Source organism: Microbispora rosea (assembly GCF_044460045.1).
GTDB classification, from domain to species: domain Bacteria; phylum Actinomycetota; class Actinomycetes; order Streptosporangiales; family Streptosporangiaceae; genus Microbispora; species Microbispora rosea.
Map to the genome: position 1 here is coordinate 233,302 of NZ_JBITJO010000001.1, position 22,220 is coordinate 255,521.

The following is a 22,220-nucleotide window of genomic DNA, read 5'->3' on the forward strand; positions in this document are numbered from 1 at the left end:
CGGATAGCTCCTGTCGGAAACACCCGAAACGAACTGCCGGAACCCCGCGACGAAGGAGAAGCGATGTCGACCGAGCGCATGCCGAACCCCGCGGCCTTGATCCCCGAGGCGACGGAGGCCCTGATGGCGCTCAACAGGGCCGTCACAGGCGCCGGAGTCGACGGCAGGCTGCTGGCGCTGAGCCATCTGCGGGCCAGCCAAATCAACGGCTGCGCTCCCTGTGTCGCCGGGGGCGTCCAGCAGGCTCAGCGGCACGGCGTGACGGCGGACCAGATGCATGCCGTCGCCGCGTGGCGGGAGACACCGTGGTTCAGCGACGAGGAGCGCGCCGCGCTGGCCCTGACCGAGGCCGTGACCCGGCTCGCCGACCGGCCGGACCCGGTGCCGGACCAGGTGTGGGACATGGCCGCCACGCACTTCGACCAGAAGGAGCTGGCCGCGCTCCTGCTCAACATCGCCATCGCCAACGCCTTCAACCGGCTCAACGTGCCGACCCGCCGGCAGGCGGGCCAGTGGTGACGCCGTCCCCCAGCACCGTTTGAAGCCACACATCACAGAGAGAGGAAGTCGTCATGTCGACCACGCCGAAGACCACCACCGCCAAGGGCCAGAAGTACGACGGGTTCACCGAGGAAGAGCGCGACGCGATGAAGGAGCGCGCCAAGGAGCTGAAGACGAGCGCTCGGCGGGGCGCCAAGGCCGACACGGAGAGCGAGGTGCTCGCGAAGATCGCCGAGATGCCGGAGTTCGACCGCGTCATCGCCGAGCGCTTGCACGCGGTGATCAAGGCCAGCGCGCCCACCCTGACCCCGAAGCTGTGGTACGGGATGCCGGCGTACGCCCACAACGGCAAGATGATCTGCTTCTTCCAGGCCGCGGCGAAGTTCAAGGCCCGGTACGCGACGCTCGGCTTCAGCGACGCGGCGAACCTCGACGACGGGTCCATGTGGCCGGCGTCGTACGCCCTGACCGAGCTGACCCCCGAGGTCGAGGCGAAGATCGTCGCGCTCCTGAAGCAGGCGCTGAGCTGAGGAGGTCTGACCGGGAACCGGCCTCCGGCCTGCCGCTTCGGACAGGCACGGAGGTCAGCCGAGGGCGATCGGCATCCGGTCCGCGCGGCGACGGCGGCCTTTCCTCGCCATGGCCGCCGGAGCCTCAGATCGTGCCGCCGGTCAGCCGCTCGCTCAGGTTCCACAGGCGGTCGGCGAGCTGCGGGTCGACAGCGTAGGACATCACCCCGACAGGTGTTTCCACCCGGCCCGTCATCACGTCGACGGTCTCGTCGTGCGAGGTGAGCACCGGGGAGATCTCGTTGTTCTCGCAGTAGACGCCACCCATGCCGTCCAGCCGAGGGGCGGTGGCGCACCAGACGATGGTCGACGCTCCCTGTTCGGCGGTCTTGCGTCCCGACTGCGGGTCGACGACCCGGTTGCCGTGCTCGTCGACGAAGTCGTTCGTCCGCAGATACTCCGGTGTGGTCCACGGGCTGAGGTTGGTGCCGATGATGAGGCCCGGATGCAGGGAGAAGCCGCGAACGCCGTCGGCCTCACCACGCCGGTCCAGCCCGACCGAGAACAGGATGTTGGCGGTCTTCGACTGGCCGTAGCCCAGCCACCCGTCGTACTCGCGCCGTTCGAAGTTCGGGTCGTCGAAGATGACGGGCGAGAGATGGTGCGCCCAGGCCGACACCGTGACCACCCGCGCGCCCCCGGCCCGGCGCAGGGCCGGCCAGAGTCGTGTGGTGAGCTGGAAATGTCCCAGGTGGTTCGTGGCGAACTGCGCCTCATACCCGCGGGCGTCCCGGGTCAGCGGCACGTTCTGGATCCCCGCGCTGTTGACCAGGATGTCCAGCGGCCGCCCGGTGGCGAGGAACCTGTCGGCGAACGCGTGGATCGAGGCCGGATCCATCAGATCCACCTGGTCGATCTCGACGCCGTCGATCCCCGCGAGCATGGCGCGGGCACGGTCCGGATACCGCACCGGGACGACGACCGTCGCGCCGGCGGACCGCAGGGCCCGGGTGGTTTCGAGGCCGAGGCCGGAATGGCCGCCCGTGACGACTGCGGTTCTGCCCGAGAGGTCGATCCCCCTGATCACGTCGGCGGCGGTCGACGCGGCGCCGAATCCGGAGCCGACCGGTTGTTGTGGACTGGGCATGTCAGTTCTCTCCTTCAAGGATGCTGCGGGTCTCGCCTGCCTCGCGCCTGGCGAACGGCGCACTCACGCTCGAATCGGGTGCGGTCACGACACCGCGGTCGAACGGCTGAGCGTCTCCCAGGTGACCATGTCGGCCAGCAGGGACTCGTGGTGGGCACGCAACGCGTCCACCGCGTCGCTGCCGAGCACGAGGCGGAGCGGCGGGTTCTCCGCGTCGAGCACCTTGATGATGGCCGCAGCGGCCTTCGCGGGGTCACCCGGTTCGTTGCCCGCGATCCCCGCGACCATCTGCCGGAGACCTCCCGAGCTCGCCTGGTAGGCCGGGTTCTCGGGGGCCAGAACCATGTTGCTGGAAATCTTGGTGCGGAACATGCCCGGTTCCACCAGCAGCACCCGGATGCCCAGCGGTGCCAGTTCGCTCGACAGCGCCTCGCTGAAGGCCTCGAGCGCGTGCTTCGCCGCGTCGTAGCCGGCCAGCCCCGGGTAGGTCATCCGGCCGCCCAGGGAGCTCATCTGCACGATCGTCCCGCTGCGCTGCTCTCGCATCAGGGGGACGATCGCCTTGGTGACCTCCGCGGCGCCGAAGAAGTTCACCTCCATCAGTGCCCGCAGCTGCTCCATCGAGGTTTCCTCGACAGCCCCGATCATGGTGAACCCGGCGTTGTTCACCAGGACGTCGATCCGGCCGTACAACGCCAGCGTGGCCCGCACCGCGGCGTCGATCGAGGCCGGTTCGGTGACCTCGAGCGCCACGGTGCTGATCCGGCCCTCGCCCTGGCCGGCCAGCTCGCTCAGGGTTTCCGGCCGCCGGGCGGTGGCCATCACCCGGTCTCCGGCGGCCGCCGCCGCCAGGGCCAGTTCGCGGCCGAAACCGGAGGAACACCCGGTGATCAACCAGACCCGGCCCTGCGTGTCGTCCTGCATCTTTCCGCTCCCGTTATGTGGTCGTCGTGAACACCGACGATGCTGCCCGCGGGTGGCCGACCACGGCCAACACCGGTTGCCTGGTGCGGCGGTAGGCTCAGCCTGTGACCCCTGACCTGCGACAACTCAGGTATTTCGTCGCCGTCGCCGAGGAGTCGAGCTTCACTCGGGCCGCCACTCGGCTGATGATCACGCAGCAGTCGCTGTCGCAGCAGATCAAGACACTGGAACGGATCTTGGGCGCGAGACTGTTCGACCGAGACAGTCGCGGCACCAGCCTGACCGATACCGGAGCGTTGTTCCTGCCCGAGGCACGCGCGGTGCTGGACCGTGCCGACGAGGCCGTCGCCGTGGTTCAAGGAGCCGTACGCGGGGAGATCGGCGAGCTCCGTCTGGCCTTCCTGGCGACGACGGCCAACCACCTCCTCCCACCGGTTGTCCGCGCCGCCCGGGAACATCTCCCCCACCTGAGACTCACCACCGAGGAGACCACCATCGGGCCGCTCGTCGAAGGCTTGTTCGACGGCCGCTACGATCTCGCGTTCACCCGCCCGCCGCAGGTTCCCGGCCTTGCCGCCCGTACCGTTGCCACCGAACAGGTGTGCGTCGTCCTGCCCCAGGGGCATCCGCTCGCCGACCACACCGAGCTGACCCTGCCGGCGCTGGCGAACGAACGCTGGGTGATGACCCCGCGCAGTTCCTGGGAACCCTGGCATCAGAAGTTCGACGAGAGCTTCCGCGCCGCCGGGTTCACTCCCGACGTCGTCGCCCGGGACGCAAGCGTGCAGGGGCTGCTCGGCCTCGTCGCCGCCGGTGTCGGGATCACCCGGCTCGGCTGGTCGGCCCACAACCTGCGCCGCACCGGCGTGGTGTTCATCCCGCTCGCCGGGGAGAGCATGCCGACCGAGATGGTCTGGCGGCGCGGCAACACCTCGGCGGCGCTGCGCCGGATCGTGGACGTGGTGACCGACCTGGCCGCCACGACGGACCTCACCGCCACCGGCTGACCTCGGCCAGGGACCACAGGCCTCGTCTGCCACCGCGCCAGGCAATCGCTGTTGGCCTCTCCGGAACCGGCCGGGCCAGTATCGCTCCTGGCAATGCAGCAGGGGACACCGCCCCGCCGAGCACAAGGAACCACCATGAGCAGTCCCGACATGTTCTCCGAACAGTTCGCCGATCGGCTGGCGATCCGCGCACTGGTCGACGCCTACGCCCATCTGGCGGACCGACGCGACGCCCAGGGCCAGGCGGCGCTCTTCACCGACGACGCCCGCGTCGCGGTGTACGACGGCGAGCCCGGCACCACAGACCCGGCGCAGACCCTCAACGGCCGCGACGAGCTGGCCGCCGCCTTCGGCTCGCTGCGGACCTACGACAAGACGACGCACTTCATCGGTCAGAGCACGGTGACCGTCGACGGCGACCGCGCGACCGGGGAAACCTACTGTCTGGCGCACCATCTCTGGACCGAGGAGGGGCAGCGCACCCTCATGGTCATGTCGATTCGCTACCACGACGCCTTCGTCCGGCAGGACGGCCGGTGGCTTTTCGCCGAGCGCCGGCTCATCGTCGACTGGGTCGACCGCCGGCCTTCGACCGCCTGACGGACTGCGAGCAGGTGTTACGTATGGTTACCCCGACTATTCCGGCCGATGACCCGATCAAGCCGGTTGTGGCGGCGTATGCGGCCACCTTCGAGAAGCTCGCCGCTGCCACCGGTCACGCACGACGAGGGCCGAACGGCGCTGTACTGGCCGTCTCCGGGGCTCCGATCGCCACGCTGAACGCCATCATCAGCCCCGACGTGGAGCCGATCCCTGACGAGATAGCGGCGCTGGCGGCCTCCGAAGGCCGATGGGAGGTTCCCTGGAGCATCCACGTACGCGGAGAGGCGGGGTCTCTCGTCACCCAGGTGGCCGCAAAGCATGGGCTGACCCGATTCACCAGGCAGCCGCTGATGATACGCAGGCCCGAGCGAGGACTTCCGGCCGAACCGGCCGTCGACTCCCTGCGTATTCGCGCCGTGCCGGCCGATGAACTCGACCTCTACGCCGAGACTGTCGCCGACGGCTTCGAGGCGCCACGCGAGATGTTCACGGTGTTGGCCGACCGATCTCTCGCGAACGTCGACGGGCGCACCTTCTACCTGGCAGAGCTGCGCGGCATACCGGTAGGAACGGGAATGACGGCCGTTTCGGGGGGCTTGACGGGAATCTTCAACATCACCACGCTCCCGGGCTACCGACGGCGCGGGTACGGAAGGGCCGTCACGATGGCGATGGTCCGCGCGGGCTACGCCGCCGGCGCCACCACCGCCTACCTCTACGCGAGCACGATGGCCGAGTCCGTATACGAGTCGGCCGGCTTCCGTACCGAAGAACACCTGACCGTGATCACCGCTCCGGCGTAGGGCGGCGCCGCGGCGGTTCCCGCGATCACGCATCACCTGCGCGAGAAGACCGGGCCGCGAGTGCGGTGCGCACCCGGTGGCGGTAGCGCAGCGGTGACTCGCCGACCTCACGTTTGAACGCTGTGCTGAACGCACTCTCGGACGCGTACCCCAGCTCCGCCGCCAGCGACCCGACCCGGACGTCCCCGTCGCGGAGAGCGCGCTGCGCCAGCAGCATTCGCCAGCGGTTGAGGTACGTCAGCGGCGGCATGCCCGACACGGTGCGGAACCGTTCGGCGAACGACGTCCGCGACATCGTCGCGGCCCGCGCCAACTCCTCCAGGCCCCAAGGCCTTCCGGGTTCGGCGTGCATGAGACGGAGCGCCGGGCGCAGGCGTTCGTCGGCCAGCACCCGCAGCCATCCCGGGGGGAGCTCGGCCTGGTCGACAAAGGCGCGCAGCACTTCGAGCAGCAGGAGCTGGCCGTATTGGCGGATCGCGAACGCCGAGCCCATCCGGTTGCCGGTCACCTCGTCGAACAGCCGGTCGAGGACGCCACGCAGGTCGGACGCCGCGTTGGTCGACGCCCGGATGTGCCCCACCGGCGGAAGCGCCTGCAGCAGCAGTGCCCGGCCGGCCGCGTTGAGGTCGACGCGTCCACCGATGAGGACGTCGTCGGTACCGCGGTCGGCGCCGGTGAGGCCGGCGGACGAGAAGTCCGCCTCGGGCACGACCTCACGGCGCGGTCCGTCCCCGGAGCCACCCTCGATCTCCATCCACGACCGGTTGTTCAGTACGGCGACTTCGCCCGGCCCGAGCTCGATCGGCCCGTCGACACCGTCGATGGTCAGCCGGGCCCGGCCGTACACCATCGCGAAGAACTTCAGCGGGGCGTCGATGGCCGCGCACGACACCCACGGGCCCCGCATCGCGATCCCGCCGGTCAGCAGGCCGCGGACCTCGACCAGATCGAACACCTCGGACAGTTGGTCGGCGACCATGACCGTACTATCGCGCAAGAAATGCGGACTCACAACTATTCAGAGTACGAACGGTCGCGAGCACGATGGTGCCATGACCCAGAGACAACACCCCATCGCAACCGGATTCACCGCGGCATCGACGGCCGACGACGTGCTCAAAGGCATCGACCTGTCCGGTAAGAACGTCATCGTCACCGGCGGCCACCGTGGAATCGGCCTGGAGACCACTCGTGCGCTCAGCAAGGCCGGCGCCTCGGTCACCGTGGCCGCGCGCAACCCCGGCCGCGCCGCCTCCGCGCTGGCCGGGATTGAGCTGGTCGACACCGCTCGCCTGGACCTCCTCGACCCGGCATCGATCGACGCCTTCGTCACCCGGTATCTCGGCTCCGGCCGTCCGCTCCACATCCTGATCAACAACGCCGGCATCATGGGCGGCGAACTCGTCCGGGACGCGCGCGGCTACGAATCGCACTTCGCGCTCAACCATCTGGGCCACTTCCAGCTGACCTTGGGCCTGCTGCCCGCGCTGCGCGCCGCGCACGGCGCCCGAGTCGTCAACGTGTCATCCGGCGCCCAGCGAATCTCCGGCATCCGCTGGGACGACCCGCACTTCACCACCGGGTACGACCCCATGCTCGCCTACGGCCAGTCCAAGGCCGCCAACGTCCTGTTCGCCGTCGAGCTGGACCGTCGATGGGCCGCCGACGGAATCCGCGGCTACGCCGTGCACCCGGGCGTCGTCTTCGGCACCGACCTGGGCCCCTTGCTGACCGATGGCGAGGAGCGAAAAGCCTGGCTGAGCGACGACGATCTGCGGTCCATGGGGATCCTCGACGAATCCGGCCGCCCAATCATCGACCCCGACCGCGAGCGGAAGACGCCGCAGCAGGGCGCGAGCACCAGCGTGTTCGCCGCGACCAGCCCGCTGCTCGCCGACATCGGCGGCGTCTATCTGAAGGACAACGACATCTCGCCGCTGGACGAGTCTCCAGTAGACGTCGCCTTCGGCTCCGACCAGTTTCCCTCGTCCGACGTCGCGCCCCACGCCATCGACCTGGAATCGGCCGAACGGCTCTGGGAGCTGAGCGAGAACATGCTCAAGATCTGACGCGGTGCCCGCTCAATCCTTTCGTCCGCTTTGGCTGCGTTCATAGCTATATGGACAGCACCAATCGGCAATGTCGGCTTCGACTTCCCGTCGTCTCCGGGCAAGATCTCGCGGCTAGCGTCGTGCGGCACATCCCGCACGCGGAGGTCTTAAGCCATGCCTGAACTGTCCCGCAGGAATTTTCTCGGCACTGCCGCTGCCGTAACAGGAGCGGCCGCCGTCGGCGTCGCGTTGCCCAACGCGAGCGCCGCCGCAGCCACCACGCAGAAGAAGCCCGGTCACCCGCCCAAGCCGTACGGCGACATCCGTGACATCAAGCATGTCGTCGTGATCATGCAGGAGAACCGCAGCTTCGATCACTATTTCGGCGCGCTCAAGGGCGTGCGCGGTTTCGGTGACCGCTCGACCATCGTGCTCCCCGGTGGCAAGACCGTCTGGGAGCAGCCGAAGACGTTGACGGACGGGGCCGACACGCAGTACCCGTGGCGGCTGAGCGGGGCCAAGACCTGGAGTGGGGCGACTCCGCCGAGCGCCGAGCTCGGCGCCGCCAACTATGGCGGCACCAGCCACGGTTGGACCGACCAGCACGGCGCCTGGTACGGCGGCCTCATGAACGGCTGGTACTACGCCAAGGGCGGCCCGACCACGCTGGGCTACCTGGACCGCCGTGACCTGCCGTTCCACTACGCCCTCGCCGACGCCTACACGGTCGGCGACGCCTACCACTGCTCCGTGCTCAGCGCCACCGGGCCCAACCGCACCTTCCTGTGGGGCGGAACGATCAACGCCGACCACAAGCACGGCAGCTTCACCGCCTATGACGGCGGCGACGAGCGCGGCAAGTTCCTGCCCTGGGAGTCCTACGCCGAGACGCTCCAGGCGGCGGGCGTCAGCTGGCGGGTCTACCAGTGCGCCGACGACTACGGCGACAACGGCCTGGAGTACTTCAACACCTTCGCCAAGCTCGACCCCACTCAGGGCGGGACGGCCGCACCGGGCGACGTCTACTACGACAACGGCGTGAAGAACGTCCCCGAGCCGGTCACCGGGCTGTCGGGCAACGCCGACAACCTCATCGCCGCGATCCGGGCCGACGTGCTTGGGGGCACCCTCCCCCAGGTGAACTGGGTCGTGAACAACCAGTTCTTCTCCGAGCACCCGGTCACGGCGCCGAGCAACGGCGCGTACTTCCTCCGCGGCGTGCTCGAGGCCCTCAACGCCGACCCCGACGTGTTCAACTCGACCCTGGTGATCATCAACTACGACGAGAACGACGGTCAGTTCGACCACGTCCCGCCGCCCGTTCCGGCGCCGGGCGAGGCGGACGAGTTCGTCTCCGGCACCATGGCCGCGTACGGCGTCACCGAGCCGCTCCCCGTCGGGCTCGGCTTCCGCGTGCCGCTCATCCTCATCTCGCCCTGGACCCGTGGCGGCTGGGTGACCTCGGAGGTCTCCGACCACACCTCGGTCATCCAGCTCATCGAGAAGTGGACCAGCGCGCTCGGCAAGCCCGCCATCTCGCCCAACATCAGCGAGTGGCGGCGCAAGGTCTGCGGCGACCTCACGACCGCCTTCGACTTCGCGAAGCCCGTCTACGGCATGCCCGACCTTCCCGAGACCGGGCCTCTCATCCCCGAGACGCGGTACACCCCGCTGCCCGGCGACAACACGATGCCGACGCAGGAGGAGGGCACCAAGCGGGCGCGCCCGCTGCCGTACCAGCCGAACGCCAACCTGACTGGGTTCACCGGCGCCGTGGCGAACCTGACGTTCAGCAACGACGCCCCGTTCGTGACCAAGGCGAGCCACTTCGCCGTGTACAACAACCGGGCCGGGCTCCCGACGCTGGCGCAGTACCCGGCCGCGTTCCCGGGCCAGTACACGGTCGCCGCGAAGTCGACGATGTCCGGAACCGGCGCCGTGGGCTCCTCCGCCGACGACACCGCGTACGACATCACCGTCACCGGCCCGAACCGGTTCCTGCGCCGGTTCGTCGGCGACGTCGCCACCGCGGGCAAGGACCTCGTCGTCGAGGCGGACTACTACGACGGCAAGTCGACGAAGAACCCGAAACTGAAGCTCTGGCTGCGCAACAACGGCGACACCCGCGTGACGTTCACGATCACGCACAACAACTACAACTCCGGCAAGCCGCAGACCGTGAAGGTCAACGCGCACGGCAAGGAGGCGTGGACGGTGAACCCGGTGAAGGAAAGCGACGGCTGGTACGACGTGACGGTCACGGCCGACAACGACGAGGGCTGGTCGCAGCGGTTCGTCGGCCACCTCGAGACCGGTGAGGCCAGCATCACCGGCTGATCCGCTTACCGCACCGAGAACCACACAGAGGGCCAGGCCCTTCCCGCCGTGCCCGGACCGCGAGCGAATCGCGACCGGGCCCGCGGGGAGGGCCTGCCCTTTCCCGGGCGCCACGCGGCCTGCCGGGAGGTCAGGGCCGCGGAAGCTGCCGCGGTTGCGGAGGAGGAGGCGCGGCGGGCGGCGCCGGCGGCTACCCGTGTCAGCCAGGTGGGCCGTCGATCATCAGTGCCCAAGGTTGTCCGTCGGCGTTGTCACGCGGTTCGTCATGCGGTCCACACCGTCCGACAGCAGGGGCGAAGCGCTGGGCTCGCCGGCGGTCGCCGCCTACCGGCCCGCTAGCGTTACCGCCTGATGAACCGACTTTTCCGGGGCGACGTCGAAGGCTCCGAGCTGCTGCAACGGGCCTTCTGGATGTCGTTCGGGCTGCTGTTCCTGACCCCGGTCGGGGTGGCGGTGGCCCATTACGAGGGAACGCGGCGCTGGCTGGGCCTGGCGGCCATGGTGGTGTTCGCGCTGATGTACTACGCGGCGGCATTCGTGCGGTGGAGATGGGACGACCCGTACACGGTGCGGTCGGTGACGGTGCTGGGGACGTTCGCGCTGCTGGCGGCGGGGCTGCCGCCGCTGTTCGGGCTCGACTGGCTGGGTCTGCCGATCTACCTGGCATTCGTGCTGGCGATGTCGCTGCCGCTGCGGTGGGCCCCGTTCGGGGTGCTGGGGTCGATGGCCGTGATAGCCGGGGACGGGATGCTGGTCGGCGCCCCGGCCCCGATGATCGGCGGGTTCGCGCTGGTGCTACTGGCGTTCGGGATGATGATGGTCGCGCTCCGGCACTCGCGGACGCTGGTGGTGCAGCTGCGCGAGGCTCGCGGCGAGGTCGCCCGGCTCGCCGCCGCCGACGAGCGGTTGCGCATCGCCCGCGACCTGCACGACCTGCTCGGCCACAGCATGTCGCTGATCGTGCTGAAGAGCGAGCTGGCGCGGCGGCTGGCCGACCGGGACCTGGCCCGCGCCATCACCGAGATCGGCGAAATCGAGTCGGTGGCCCGGTCCTCGCTGGCCGACGTGCGCGAGGCGATCTCCGGCTACCGGCGGCGTGACCTGGGCGAGGAACTGGACGGCGCGCGGGCGGTCCTGGCGGCGGCCGGGGTAGACACGACTGTGCGGATGGCGGGCGCGCCCCTGCCGGAGGCGGCCGACGGCGTGTTCGGCTGGGCGGTGCGCGAGTCGGTCACCAACCTCGTCCGCCACGCACGCGCATCCCGCTGCGTCATCGAGGTGGGACACGACGGCGACGAGGCGGTGCTGGAGGTCCGCGACAACGGCCGGGCCAAGGGAAAGCACGTTCCGGGCAACGGCCTGAACGGCCTGTCCGAGCGCATCGCGGCCGAGGGCGGCACGATGGAGTCCGGCCCGCTGCCGGGCGGCGGCTTTCGGGTAGCGATCCGCGTTCCCGTTGAATCTGCCTCATGATCAGGGTCATCCCGGACGGCCGCCTTGGCGGCCGAGCGGAACGGATGGTTCGGGCGGATCTCCGCGACCATGCGTACCGCACGCTCGCGAAGCTCTGCCGGGCAGGGGGACGGACGTGCCATGACTCGGTCACGTCCAGGGAAGTGGTGTACGAGCTGCCACCGCGTGATCCGTTTCCGCAGGTCAAGCGGTGAGGGTGCTCCGCACGACCTCTGATCGGCGTGTACGCCTCGCCTCGGCCGCCGCCGGTCCGGCGGATTTGATTTATTGGAACGGTCGTGCAAATAATTGGGGGCCCAGTCAGGGTGCGTTCACGCGAACGCACCGGACGGAAGGATCAGGTACCCATGTCACGTGCTGTTGTTTTCGACGAGGTCGGCGGCCCGGGAGTTCTGCGCTTGGTCGATGAGCCGGTCGGCACCCCCGGCCCCGGCGAAGTGCGCGTCAGGTTGGAGGCGTTCGCTGTCAACCGGCTGGACGAACTGACGCGTTCCGGCGCCTCTCCGGTGCCGATCCGGCTGCCGCACGCCCGGCTCGGATGCGAGGGAACCGGCATCGTCGACGCGCTCGGGGAGGGTGTCGAGGGGTACGACGTCGGTGACGCGGTGGTGCTGACCGCCGTTCCCGACATGACGGCCAACGGCACCTACGGGGAGCACACCGTGCTGCCGGCCACCCGGATCATCAAGCGTCCCGAGGGCCTGAGTCCGGTCAGCGCGGCGGCGCTGTGGGTCGCCTACTCCACCGCCTACGGAGCGCTTGTCGAGAAAGCCGGTATGAAGCCGGGCGACCAGGTCCTGATCACCGCGGCGTCCGGCACGGTCGGCCTCGCCGCCATCCAGATCGCCAACCACATCGGCGCCACCCCCATCGCGGTGACCCGTCACGCGGCGAAGAGGGACGACCTGCTGGCCGCCGGAGCCGCGGCGGTCGTCGCCACCGACACCGAGGACATCGTCCAAGCCACACGTCTGCACACCGGCGGCGCGGGCGCCGACATCATCCTCGACTCCGTCATGGGCCCTGGTCTCGCCGAACTCGCCAAGGCGGCCAAGCGTTTCGCCGGCACGCTGGTCACCGTGGGCTGGCTCGACCCGCGCCCGGCCCCCTATCCCTCCGTGCCCATCAGCACCCACCGCTACATGAGCTTCGAGCACGCCCTCGACCCCGCCGCTGTGCGACGCATAGCCGCCTTCCTCTTCGCCGGCCTCCGCAGCGGCGCGCTCAGCCCCACCGTCGACCGTGTGTTCACCCTGGAGGGCATCATCGACGCACACCGTTACCTGGAACAGGGACAGCAGGGCCTGGGCAAGATCGTCGTCACCACCGGGCAGACCCGCTGAGCCGAGGCATACGATGACCAGGGGATCTTCCGCCGGACCGCAGAGCCCCTGACATGACGGAGGGTGAGGCATGGCCGGACGCCCCGTGAACCACGCACGGCGCGCCGAAATGCTCGACGCGGTCGTGGATTACACGATCGAGCACGGGTTCAGCGATCTGTCCTGGCGGCCCGTGGCCGCCGCCCTGGGCGTGTCAACCACGTCGTTGGTCCACCGCTTCGGCTCCAAGGAGCAGATGCTGCAGGAGATCCTCGGGCGGCTGCGCGAGCGCATCTTCGCCGCTGTCGGGCACCGCGACGGTCTGCGGGCGGACGTGGCAGCCGTCTGGGAGACGGTGTCCGACCCGCGGCGAGGAGGGGAGTTCCGGCTCTTCTTCGCCGTCTACGGACACGCCCTGCAGGCACCGGAACAGTTCGCGGACTTCCTCGACCATGTGGTGACCGACTGGATGAACAGCCTGCGCGAGGCGCAAGGCCCGGACACCGACCGGGTCACGGCCACACGCACGGCCACCCTCGTCATCGCCACCATCCGGGGGCTGCTGCTCGACCTGCTCGCCACCGGCGACCGCCGAAGGGTCCACGACGCCGCCGAGGCGTTCCTCGCGACGCTTCCCGCGTAGGCCGCACCTCAGGCACCACAGAGGTGGACAAGTCAAGCCCGTGGCGCGTACTTCGGCGTCCCGCTCCTGGACCGCGAACGTCAAAGGAGCGCGGTCGTCGCGAACCGCCTAGCCCGCCGGGCGATGGCCGTACCTGTCCCCACGGCCGGTGTCCGCCCCCGTCCTATTCTCCCCCCAGGACCTCGAAGGTCCGTCCACCGTGCTGTTCCAGATCGAGCTGGCCCTTGAGCGTGTCATTGACGACTCGATCAGCTGCCGTACCGACTTCACCGACTTCAGTAGCGACTCGCCCTTGCGGCGCTTCTTAGGAGCTCGTTCGGCATGGGCGCGTCCCCGTGGCGACGTGCGCTGCTGAGCTGGGGCGTTAGGCATCGCGGTATCGCGATGCCTGACGCCTGACGGAGTCGTTACGCGGTCACCGGACGGCGAGGGTCTCCGTGGTCCCCGCCTCGTCCGCGATGGCGAGGTCTGAGCCCTTCGGCCCGCGAAGAGCGACGTAGACGAGCAGCACGCCCATGCGTTGCTGTACCAACTGCTGTACAGACATAAAGAAGGCCCTCGCCGGTGATCCGGGAGGGCCTCTGTAGTGGAGCCGCCTAAGGGAATCGAACCCTTGACCCCTTCATTACGAGTGAAGTGCTCTGGCCGACTGAGCTAAGGCGGCACGCCGCGAACGGCTTCGCACAGTCTACAGGGTCGTCGCGGTTCTCGTGCACCCGTCGCCGTCCGGAGCGTCGCGGCCCTCAGAAGGCTCTCCGGGCGCTCCGGGAGCGCGATCCGCTCATCGGAGAGCGGTAAAACTTCCCCAGCCGCCAACTGGCCCTCCCTTTACCCGATGACCAGCGGAGACAGGGCATACCAGGCGCATCTGTCACAGGAAAAGCGCCCTGTCTCGCCCGACGGCGCCGACGGGCCCCCAGACATTTGGCCTCATCCCACGCGGCCCTCGTCGTGAGGTCGCCGCCCGCCCGCGGCAGACGGCATGCTGGTGCTCGTCACGCACGCGACAGCAGGGGAAACAACGGGTATGCGATCGGCTGGGCAGAAAGCGAAGGTCCTATCGCCTCGTACGCGGTACGGCGGCGGTCAGAGCCGGCGAATGGCGGTCGCGGCGCTGGCCGCGCTGCTGCCGTTCACGGCGTGCTCCAGCCACGCCCCGGCCACCTCCGAACAGCCGAACGCAGGCGCGACGGCACAGCCGGCGGTCGATGCGCCCACAGCGGAGCTGCGCCCGTTCTACGCGCAGCGGCCCACCTGGCGGGCGTGCGGCGACGGCTTCCAGTGCGCCAAGATCAAGGTGCCCCTCGACTACACGAAGCCCTCAGGCGAGCGCATCGACCTCAGCGTGATCCGCCTGCCGGCCACCGGCAAGCGCACCGGCTCCCTCCTCATCAACCCCGGCGGGCCCGGAGGTTCCGGCATCGATTACGCGCGCGCGGCCCGATCCGTGGTCAGCGACAAGGTGCGCGCCCAGTTCGACATCGTGGGGTTCGACCCGCGCGGCGTGGGCGAATCGACCCCCGTCACATGCATGACGGCCTCCCAGCTCGACGCGTACATCGGGATGGACTCGAGCCCGGACACGCCGGCCGAAGTCACCGCGCTCGACAAGGAGTCCAAGCTGTTCGCCGACAGCTGCGGAGCCAAGTCGGCCCGTCTGCTCCCCCACGTCGGCACGGCCGACGCGGCCAGGGACATGGACGTCCTGCGCGGCGTCCTCGGCGACCCCGGTCTCACCTATCTCGGCAAGTCGTACGGCACCTATCTGGGCGCGATGTACGCCGACCTGTTCCCCAAGCACGTGCGGGCACTCGTGCTCGACGGCGCGGTGGACCCGGCCGTGCCGGCGCTGAAGTCCAACGAGGTGCAGGCCAAGGGCTTCGAGGTGGCGCTGAAGGCCTTCGTCGAGGACTGCTTCCTCAACGGATCGTGCCCCTTCAAGAGCCGTACGGTCGACGGCGCGATGAAGGAGATCAGCGACCTGCTGACGAGGGCCGACCGGCAGCCGCTGAGGAGCGACCTCGGCGACGGCCGGCCCGTCAACGAGGCGTGGACGGTCATCGGCATCGCCACCCCGCTGTACGAGCGCGCGGCCTGGCCCCGGCTGCGTGAGGCCCTGGGCAAGGCGATCAACCAGGGCGACGGGACGGAGCTGCTCCAGATGGCCGACCTGCTGGTCGACCGGCGGGCCAACGGCTCGTACTCGAACCAGACCGAGGCGAACATGGCCGTCAACTGCGTGGACCACCCGTACCCGAAGTCGCTCGACGTCTATCAGAAGGCCGCGGGCGAGTCCGCCAAGGCGTCGCCGCACTTCGGGCCGTTCGTGATGTGGGGTTCGCTGCCCTGCGCCTACTGGCCCGCGAAGCCCGTCGGCACCGACAAGCCGCTCAAGGCCACCGGCGCGCCGCCCATCCTCGTCGTGGGCACCCTGCGCGACCCCGCCACGCCGTACGAGTGGGCTCAGGGGCTCGCCTCGGAGCTGACCTCGGGCGTGCTGCTCGGCTACGACGGCGACGGGCACACGGCCTACCGCAGCGGCTCGGCATGTGTGGACAACGCGGTCGACGACTACCTGCTCGCCCTGCGCGCACCCAAGAGCGGCACGATCTGTCCGAAGACGGGCTGATCTGAATTACTTTCTCCGGCAGATCGGGAGTCCGCATCCCTACACTTGCGGCACATGGCCTACCGGTGGCGATCACGCGAGCTGACCGTTCCAGTGACCATGGTCGCGGTCCTGACGGTGTCCGGATGCGGGGCGCTGGGCGGGCCGTGGGCGCCTTCTTCCGGCGGCGCCTCGTCGGCACCGCCTCGGCCGTCCGTCACCTACGGCCGCCTCCGGCGGCACTCCGCAGCCGGGCACCACGGTGTCGTGGCCGGTGCGGGAACCGGCCGGACAGGTCACCAGCAGCGTCCAGGACCTGTACGGCATCACCGAGAGCGCGGAGAAGACGACCATCGCGAGCGGCGGCGACGAGACCGTGGGGCTGCGCACCGACGTGCTGTTCGCCTTCGACTCGGAGAGGCTCACGGCACAGGCCAGGGCCGTGCTCGACGACGTCGCGAAGGAGACCCGGGAGAAGGCCGATCCGGCCAGGCCCCCCGTCCTCATCGAGGGCCACACCGACGGCAAGGGCACGCACGCGTACAACATGGCCCTGTCCCTGCGGCGTGCGCAGGCCGTACGCAGGGAACTGCAGGCACGCCTCGGCGGGGCGTACCGATTCCGCGCGACGGGCAAGGGCGAGACCGAGCCCGTCGCCCGCGAGGGCGGGACGGACGACGAGGAGGCGCGTGCCAGGAACCGGCGCGTGGAGGTCTCCTACCGCGTCAAGCAGCCGACCGGCGGTTCCACGGCCTCGGAAACCGCGGGGACCCGGACCGACGAGCCCACCACGGGCGGAGGACGGCCGGCCCCGTTCCACGCGGACGACGGCGAGACCGTGGCCGGCCGGACCTCCACCGGCCGGCCGTCCGGGCAGCGCCTCCGCATCGACGTGAAGCCCTTCTACCGCGACGGCGCCTACCTCGTCGCAGTGTTCGACATCGTCAACCTCGGGCCGGGGAACCTCGGCGCGGGGACCGGATTCGGAGGGGACATCGCCTACATCGGCGGCTGGTACACCGGCTTCTCGGTCGTCGACCCCGCCTCACGGACCGTCTATCGCGCCGTACGGATGGGGCCGGACGACCCGCGTGGCCCCGATGACTACGTGGACCCGGGCTGGGCGACGTTCAACGTCGAACCGGGCACGGGCAACCGCGGCTTCTTCTACGTGCCGGCGCCCCCTCCGGGGGTCACGAGCGTGACTTTCGACGCCGGCCCCTTCGGCAGGTTCGACCACGTGCCCGTACGTTAACCGCCGCGACGGTGAAACTTTCACACTCCGTGCCCCCTCGATCGGAACTCCGACCCCAGTTCGGCACAGGTGATCCGGCCGCTGACCGCCCTGCCGGGTAGGTCCGGATCCTTGACCGTCCCTCGCACATGCGGTTTGCTCCGCCGCGTGACCGCGGTCGCCATCCGTGGTTTTGTTAGCGCTCACATTAACGTAACCCGACCAAAACGCTCGGTGAGCGAGCACCACTTCAGGAGGCGCATGTGAGATCCGCATTATCGCTGTCCAGACGCACGGTCGCCTGGATCGTGGGCCTGCTGTGCGTGCTGGTGCTGCTCCCGGCCGGCGCGGCCAGGGCGGACAACCCGATCGTGCAGACCATCTACACCGCCGACCCGGCGCCGCTGGTCTACAACGGCCGGGTCTACCTCTACACCGGCCACGACGAGGACGGCTCGACCTACTTCACGATGAAGGACTGGCGGGTCTGGTCGTCGGCCGACATGGTGAACTGGACCGACCACGGCTCCCCGCTGAGCGTCTCCAGCTTCAGCTGGGCGAAATCGGACGCGTGGGCCGGGCAGGCCATCTACCGCAACGGCAAGTTCTACTGGTACGTCCCCACGACCAACCGGTCGACCGGCAGGATGGCCATCGGCGTGGCCGTCTCCGACAGCCCCACCGGGCCGTTCAGGGACGCCCTGGGACACCCGCTGGTCGAGAACGGCGAGATCGACCCCACCGTCTACATCGACGACAACGGGCAGGCCTACCTCTACTGGGGCAACCCCAACCTGTGGTACGTCAAGCTCAACAGCGACATGACCTCCTACTCGGGCAGCCCGACGAAGGTCAACCTGACCACGTCGGGGTTCGGCACCCGCACCGGGGACGCCAACCGGCCGACGCTGTTCGAAGAAGGCCCCTGGTTCTACAAGCGGGGCAGCCTCTACTACATGGTGTTCGCGGCCAAGTGCTGCTCGGAGTTCATCGCCTATTCGACATCCTCCAGCCCGACCGGGCCGTGGACCTACCGCGGCACGATCATGTCGACGCAGGGCAGCAGCTTCACCAACCACCCGGGGATCGTCGACTTCAACGGCAATTCCTACTTCTTCTACCACAACGGCGCGTTGCCGGGCGGTGGCGGTTACACCCGCTCGGTCGCGGTGGAGAAGTTCACCTACAACGCCGACGGCACGATCCCGACGATCAACATGACCACCACGGGGGCGCCCCAGGTGGGCACGTTGAACCCGTACGTGCGGCAGGAGGCCGAGACCATCGCCTGGGAGTCCGGCGTGGAGACCGAGGTCTCCAGCGAGGGCGGCATGAACGTCGGGTTCATCGAGAACGGCGACTACATCAAGGTCAAGGGCGTCGGCTTCGGCAACGGCGCGACCTCGTTCTCCGCACGGGTGGCTTCGGGCGCCAGCGGCGGCAAGATCGAGCTGCGCCGTGACAGCGCCACCGGCACGCTCATGGGCACCTGCGACGTCCCGGGCACCGGCGGCTGGCAGAACTGGACGACCGTCTCCTGCTCCGTCACCGGCGCGAGCGGCACCCACGACCTGTACCTCAGGTTCACCGGCGGCAGCGGCTACCTGATGAACGTGAACTGGTGGCAGTTCAGCGGCAACGGGGGGCCGACCACCAGCCCCTCGCCCACACCCCCGGCATCGCCCTCACCCTCGCCCTCGGCCTCGCCGACGGGCACTCCGCAGGGGACGAGCGCGATCCGCGGTACGGGCTCGGGCCGGTGCCTGGACGTCACCGAGGCCTCGCAGACCAACGGGGCACAGCTGCAGATCTGGGACTGCAACGGGCAGTCCAACCAGCAGTGGACCTCCACCAGCGCGGGTGAGCTGCGTGTCTACGGCAACAAGTGCCTGGACGTCAACGGCGCGGGAACCGCGGACGGCACCGCGGTGATCATCTGGGACTGCAACGGGCAGAACAACCAGAAGTGGCGCTTCAACTCCGACGGCACCATCACCGCGGTCGGGGCGAACAAGTGCCTCGACGTGTCGAACTACGGCACCGCCAACGGCAGCAAGGTGCACATCTGGACCTGCCACGGCGAGACCAACCAGAAGTGGACTCGCGTCTGACGCTGTCCGCGGCCGGCCGGCCAGGGGTGGCGCGCTGAGCGCCGTCCCTGGCCGGTCGCACGTCAGGCACGCCGGCGAGCGGCTCTCTCGACGATCGCCGCTTCGTCGTCGGGCATCCCCCGGACCACGGCCGTCAGGTCGGCCTGGAAGAAGGCGGTGGCCTGCGCGGGCGGGAGCATGGCCGCCAGGGCCGCGGTCAGCGCGGGCTCCGGCAGCGTATTACTCCGCATTCGGCAGCCGGACCTGTCGCCGCACCCGTTTCACTCGGTGAGGTAGCGCTGGACCGTGGGGCTCAGCCACGCGATGAGCTCTTCCTCCGTTGCCGCCACCATCGGCGGGAACTTCAAGATGTAGCGGGACAAAGCCAGGCCCAGCACTTGCGAGGCGATCAGGGAAGCCCGCACGGGAGCGCGCTCTGGATCGCCGGTCAGGTCGATCACGAGCGGCATGACCTGGCCGGCGAAAATCGTCCGCATGCGTTCGGCCGCGGCCTCGTTCGTCACGCCCGTGCGGAGCAGGACCTGCAGCCCTTCGTCGGCCTCCCACTTGCGCAGGAAGTGGCGGACCAGGCCGGCGCCGGCCTGGTCCGGCGCCAACGCGGGCAGCTCCAGATCGAATTCGGCCGCAGCGGCGAACAGCTTCTCCTTGGTGCCGAAGTAGCGCATGACCATGGCCGGGTCGATCCGCGCGTCGGCGGCGATGGCCCTGATGGTCGCCTTGTCGTAGCCGTCGGCGGCGAAGCGTTCGCGGGCCGCGGCCAGGATCACGGCCTTGGTCTCGGCGGAGGATCTCCTCATGTCAACGATTGTAGGCCAACAACTGTTGACTTCATACTCGCGGCGGGCATACGTTCATGCCAACAACCGTTGACAAAGGAGGCGCCGTGAACGCCGAAGTGCTCATCATCGGAGCCGGACCCGCCGGGCTCACCGCCGCGATCGTCCTGGCCCAGCACGGCCGGCAGGTCATGATCGTGGACGCGCAGGCGGAGGGCGCCAACACCTCTCGCGCCGCCGTCGTGCACGCACGCACCCTGGAAGTCCTGGAGCCGTACGGCGTGGCGGACCGGCTGGCCGCGCACGGCATCCACATCCCGGTCTTCACCATCCGCGACCGCGACAAGGCGCTGGTGCCGGTGCCGTTCGGCGGCCTGCCCACGGCCTACCCCTACACGCTGATGATCTCCCAGGCCGACACCGAGGCCCACCTGCTGGCCCGCCTGCACGAGCTCGGCGGCAAGGTGACGAGGCCCGCCCGGGTGAGCCGCGTCGAGCAGGACGCCGACGGCGTCACCGCCACTCTGGACGACGGGCAGCAGATCCGGGCCGCCTACCTGATCGGCGCCGACGGCATGAACAGCACCGTCCGCCAGAGCGCCGGGATCGGCTTCACCGGCGGCACCTACGCCGAGTCGTTCGTCCTGAGCGACGTCCGCCTGTCCGGCGGGGTGCCGCAGAACGAGGTCACCCTGTACTTCTCGCCCGCCGGAATGGTCGTCGTCGCCCCGCTACCCGGCGGCCTGCACCGCATCGTCGCCACCGTGGACGAGGCCCCCAAAGACCCCGGCATCCCCTTCGTGCAGCACCTGCTCGACACCCGTGGCCCCGAGGCCGAGCCCGCGCGGGTGCAGGAGCTGATCTGGAGCTCGCGCTTCCGGGTCCACCACCGCATCGCCGACACCTACCGCCAGGGCCGCATCCTGCTGGCCGGCGACGCCGCCCACGTCCACTCGCCCGCCGGCGGCCAGGGCATGAACCTGGGCATCGACGACGCCGTGCACCTGGGCGAGGCGCTGACCCGGGTGCTCGACGGCGAACCGGACAGCCTGCTCGACTCCTATGCGGCCACCCGCCGTGCGCAGGCCGAGCAGGTGGTCGCCCTCGCGGGGCGGCTCACCACGCTGGCCACCGCCGCCACCGGCCGCCGCCTGCTGCGCAACCTCATCATCGCCCTGGCCGGCCGCATCCCCGCCGTCCGCACCCGGCTGGCCTGGCAGTTGTCCGGCCTGAACAGACGACACGCCGCGTGAACGCCCACTCCACCGGAAGGGACGCCTGGTGAAGCTCGGCGACTGGAGCTCTGCCCGCTACTCCTCGGGCTCGCTCACCGCCACCGCCTGGGCGTCGCCGTACATCGCGTCATGCTGCTTGCGCGGAGAGCAGACGCTGGCCTTGGAGCAGGCGCAGCGGCGACCGCCCTCGTTGAGGCGGACGATGACGGAGTCGGACGGCACGTTGTGCCCCACCACGGTGCCCGGGCCCTGAGGGGTGTCCACCGCGAGGCCCGTGCGCGGCGCCGACGCCCGGAACTCCTGATAGAGCGGGTGTTCGTATTTCAGGCAGCACATCAGCCGCCCGCAGGCGCCCGCGATCCTGAGCGGGTTGACCGGGAGGTCCTGGTCCTTGGCCATCCGCACCGAGACCGGCTCGAAGTCCTTGAGGAACGTCGCGCAGCACAGATCGCGCCCGCAGGGGCCGATGCCGCCCTGGAGCCTGGCCTCGTCACGCGGGCCGATCTGGCGCAGCTCCACCCGGGCACGGAGGTTGCGGGCCAGGTCGCGCACGAGAGCGCGGAAGTCGACCCGGTGGGGCGCGGAGAAGTAGACGGTGTAGACGTTGTCGGCGTCCAGGTAGTCGACGCCGACCACCTTCATCGGCAGCTCGTGTCGTTTGATGAGGCGCTTGGACACACTGCGGGCCTCCGCCCTGCGGCGGCGGTTGGTCTCGTCGCGGGCCAGATGCTCCTCGGCCGCGATGCCCTGGCAGACGGGCAGACCCTCGACGTCCTCGCTCACGTACTGCGGCGCCCACACGCACTCGGCGACCTCGGGCCCGGAGTCGGTCGGCACGAGGACCTTGTCGCCCACCTTGGGTGAGTGGCCGCCCGGATCGAGGTAGTAGAGCCGTCCGTAGCGGGTGAAGCTCACGGCCATCATCATGCCCAAGCG

At 69.5% G+C, this 22,220-nt stretch carries 20 protein-coding genes and 1 tRNA gene; 14 read left to right on the plus strand and 7 right to left on the minus strand.

What is annotated here, in order from left to right:
- Positions 1 to 63 precede the first annotated feature (63 nt).
- Together ACIBK1_RS01070 and ACIBK1_RS01075 are read left to right on the plus strand one after the other, a co-directional pair.
- A complete protein-coding gene (locus ACIBK1_RS01070) occupies positions 64 to 519 on the plus strand; it encodes a carboxymuconolactone decarboxylase family protein (protein WP_396731383.1) in 456 nt (151 codons plus the stop codon).
- A gap of 53 nt (positions 520 to 572) precedes the next feature.
- The gene (locus ACIBK1_RS01075; RefSeq protein ID WP_396731386.1) at positions 573 to 1,031 is read left to right on the plus strand and encodes an iron chaperone; all 459 of its coding nucleotides are present in this window, start codon (positions 573 to 575) and stop codon (positions 1,029 to 1,031) included.
- Between the two features lie 124 nt (positions 1,032 to 1,155).
- Here the strand turns inward: ACIBK1_RS01075 and ACIBK1_RS01080 are convergent, their stop codons facing one another.
- Positions 1,156 to 2,157 (minus strand): SDR family NAD(P)-dependent oxidoreductase, encoded by a 1,002-nt coding sequence (locus ACIBK1_RS01080; RefSeq protein WP_396731389.1) that lies wholly within the window; start codon positions 2,155 to 2,157, stop codon positions 1,156 to 1,158.
- An 84-nt stretch (positions 2,158 to 2,241) separates the two neighbouring features.
- Positions 2,242 to 3,081: an oxidoreductase gene (locus ACIBK1_RS01085; RefSeq protein WP_396731392.1), complete on the minus strand. Its 840-nt coding sequence runs from the start codon at positions 3,079 to 3,081 to the stop codon at positions 2,242 to 2,244.
- A 104-nt stretch (positions 3,082 to 3,185) separates the two neighbouring features.
- On the opposite strand from ACIBK1_RS01085, the gene ACIBK1_RS01090 reads away from it, so the two are divergent.
- The 3 genes from ACIBK1_RS01090 to ACIBK1_RS01100 all read left to right on the plus strand — a co-directional run bounded on the left by ACIBK1_RS01090 (position 3,186) and on the right by ACIBK1_RS01100 (position 5,494).
- A complete protein-coding gene (locus tag ACIBK1_RS01090) occupies positions 3,186 to 4,088 on the plus strand; it encodes a LysR family transcriptional regulator (RefSeq protein ID WP_030507923.1) in 903 nt (300 codons plus the stop codon).
- 135 nt (positions 4,089 to 4,223) lie between these two features.
- On the plus strand, positions 4,224 to 4,688 hold the full coding sequence (locus tag ACIBK1_RS01095; RefSeq protein WP_030507922.1) for a nuclear transport factor 2 family protein: 465 nt from the start codon (positions 4,224 to 4,226) through the stop codon (positions 4,686 to 4,688).
- Entirely contained in the window at positions 4,625 to 5,494 is an 870-nt protein-coding gene (locus ACIBK1_RS01100) for a GNAT family N-acetyltransferase (protein WP_396731396.1), read from the plus strand. Before ACIBK1_RS01095 ends, ACIBK1_RS01100 begins: the two co-directional genes overlap by 64 nt.
- A 25-nt stretch (positions 5,495 to 5,519) precedes the next feature.
- Here the strand turns inward: ACIBK1_RS01100 and ACIBK1_RS01105 are convergent, their stop codons facing one another.
- Entirely contained in the window at positions 5,520 to 6,473 is a 954-nt protein-coding gene (locus ACIBK1_RS01105; protein WP_051761688.1) for an AraC family transcriptional regulator, read from the minus strand.
- Positions 6,474 to 6,546: 73 nt separating this feature from the next.
- Between ACIBK1_RS01105 and ACIBK1_RS01110 the strand changes: the two genes are divergently transcribed.
- From ACIBK1_RS01110 to ACIBK1_RS01130, 5 genes are all read left to right on the plus strand, one after another.
- A complete protein-coding gene (locus ACIBK1_RS01110; RefSeq protein WP_030507919.1) occupies positions 6,547 to 7,563 on the plus strand; it encodes an SDR family NAD(P)-dependent oxidoreductase in 1,017 nt (338 codons plus the stop codon).
- A gap of 156 nt (positions 7,564 to 7,719) precedes the next feature.
- On the plus strand, positions 7,720 to 9,882 hold the full coding sequence (locus ACIBK1_RS01115) for a phosphocholine-specific phospholipase C (RefSeq protein WP_030507918.1): 2,163 nt from the start codon (positions 7,720 to 7,722) through the stop codon (positions 9,880 to 9,882).
- Positions 9,883 to 10,233: 351 nt separating this feature from the next.
- On the plus strand, positions 10,234 to 11,355 hold the full coding sequence (locus ACIBK1_RS01120) for a sensor histidine kinase (RefSeq protein WP_357314260.1): 1,122 nt from the start codon (positions 10,234 to 10,236) through the stop codon (positions 11,353 to 11,355).
- A gap of 347 nt (positions 11,356 to 11,702) precedes the next feature.
- Complete coding sequence (locus tag ACIBK1_RS01125; RefSeq protein WP_396731401.1) at positions 11,703 to 12,698, plus strand: zinc-dependent alcohol dehydrogenase family protein; 996 nt, start codon at positions 11,703 to 11,705, stop codon at positions 12,696 to 12,698.
- 70 nt (positions 12,699 to 12,768) lie between these two features.
- Positions 12,769 to 13,320 carry a TetR/AcrR family transcriptional regulator gene (locus ACIBK1_RS01130; protein ID WP_396731404.1) on the plus strand — a complete coding sequence of 184 codons (552 nt, stop codon included), beginning with the start codon at positions 12,769 to 12,771 and terminating at the stop codon, positions 13,318 to 13,320.
- 587 nt (positions 13,321 to 13,907) lie between these two features.
- Here ACIBK1_RS01130 and ACIBK1_RS01135 read toward each other — a convergent pair.
- Positions 13,908 to 13,984 (minus strand) — tRNA-Thr (locus ACIBK1_RS01135).
- 435 nt (positions 13,985 to 14,419) lie between these two features.
- On the opposite strand from ACIBK1_RS01135, the gene ACIBK1_RS01140 reads away from it, so the two are divergent.
- From ACIBK1_RS01140 to ACIBK1_RS01150, 3 genes are all read left to right on the plus strand, one after another.
- On the plus strand, positions 14,420 to 15,949 hold the full coding sequence (locus ACIBK1_RS01140; RefSeq protein WP_396724443.1) for an alpha/beta hydrolase: 1,530 nt from the start codon (positions 14,420 to 14,422) through the stop codon (positions 15,947 to 15,949).
- A 253-nt stretch (positions 15,950 to 16,202) separates the two neighbouring features.
- Positions 16,203 to 17,183 carry an OmpA family protein gene (locus ACIBK1_RS01145; RefSeq protein ID WP_396731407.1) on the plus strand — a complete coding sequence of 327 codons (981 nt, stop codon included), beginning with the start codon at positions 16,203 to 16,205 and terminating at the stop codon, positions 17,181 to 17,183.
- Between the two features lie 242 nt (positions 17,184 to 17,425).
- The gene (locus tag ACIBK1_RS01150) at positions 17,426 to 19,273 is read left to right on the plus strand and encodes a lectin (RefSeq protein ID WP_083744626.1); all 1,848 of its coding nucleotides are present in this window, start codon (positions 17,426 to 17,428) and stop codon (positions 19,271 to 19,273) included.
- 62 nt (positions 19,274 to 19,335) lie between these two features.
- On the opposite strand, the gene ACIBK1_RS01155 is transcribed toward ACIBK1_RS01150, so the two are convergent.
- Positions 19,336 to 19,503, minus strand: a complete 168-nt coding sequence (locus ACIBK1_RS01155) for a hypothetical protein (RefSeq protein ID WP_363423358.1) — start codon at positions 19,501 to 19,503, stop codon at positions 19,336 to 19,338.
- Positions 19,504 to 19,533: 30 nt separating this feature from the next.
- Positions 19,534 to 20,070 carry a TetR/AcrR family transcriptional regulator gene (locus ACIBK1_RS01160; protein WP_076439181.1) on the minus strand — a complete coding sequence of 179 codons (537 nt, stop codon included), beginning with the start codon at positions 20,068 to 20,070 and terminating at the stop codon, positions 19,534 to 19,536.
- Between the two features lie 56 nt (positions 20,071 to 20,126).
- On the opposite strand from ACIBK1_RS01160, the gene ACIBK1_RS01165 reads away from it, so the two are divergent.
- Positions 20,127 to 21,302 carry an FAD-dependent oxidoreductase gene (locus tag ACIBK1_RS01165; protein ID WP_396731412.1) on the plus strand — a complete coding sequence of 392 codons (1,176 nt, stop codon included), beginning with the start codon at positions 20,127 to 20,129 and terminating at the stop codon, positions 21,300 to 21,302.
- Between the two features lie 57 nt (positions 21,303 to 21,359).
- Here the strand turns inward: ACIBK1_RS01165 and ACIBK1_RS01170 are convergent, their stop codons facing one another.
- Entirely contained in the window at positions 21,360 to 22,205 is an 846-nt protein-coding gene (locus ACIBK1_RS01170) for a stage 0 sporulation family protein (RefSeq protein WP_396724486.1), read from the minus strand.
- Positions 22,206 to 22,220 lie beyond the last annotated feature (15 nt).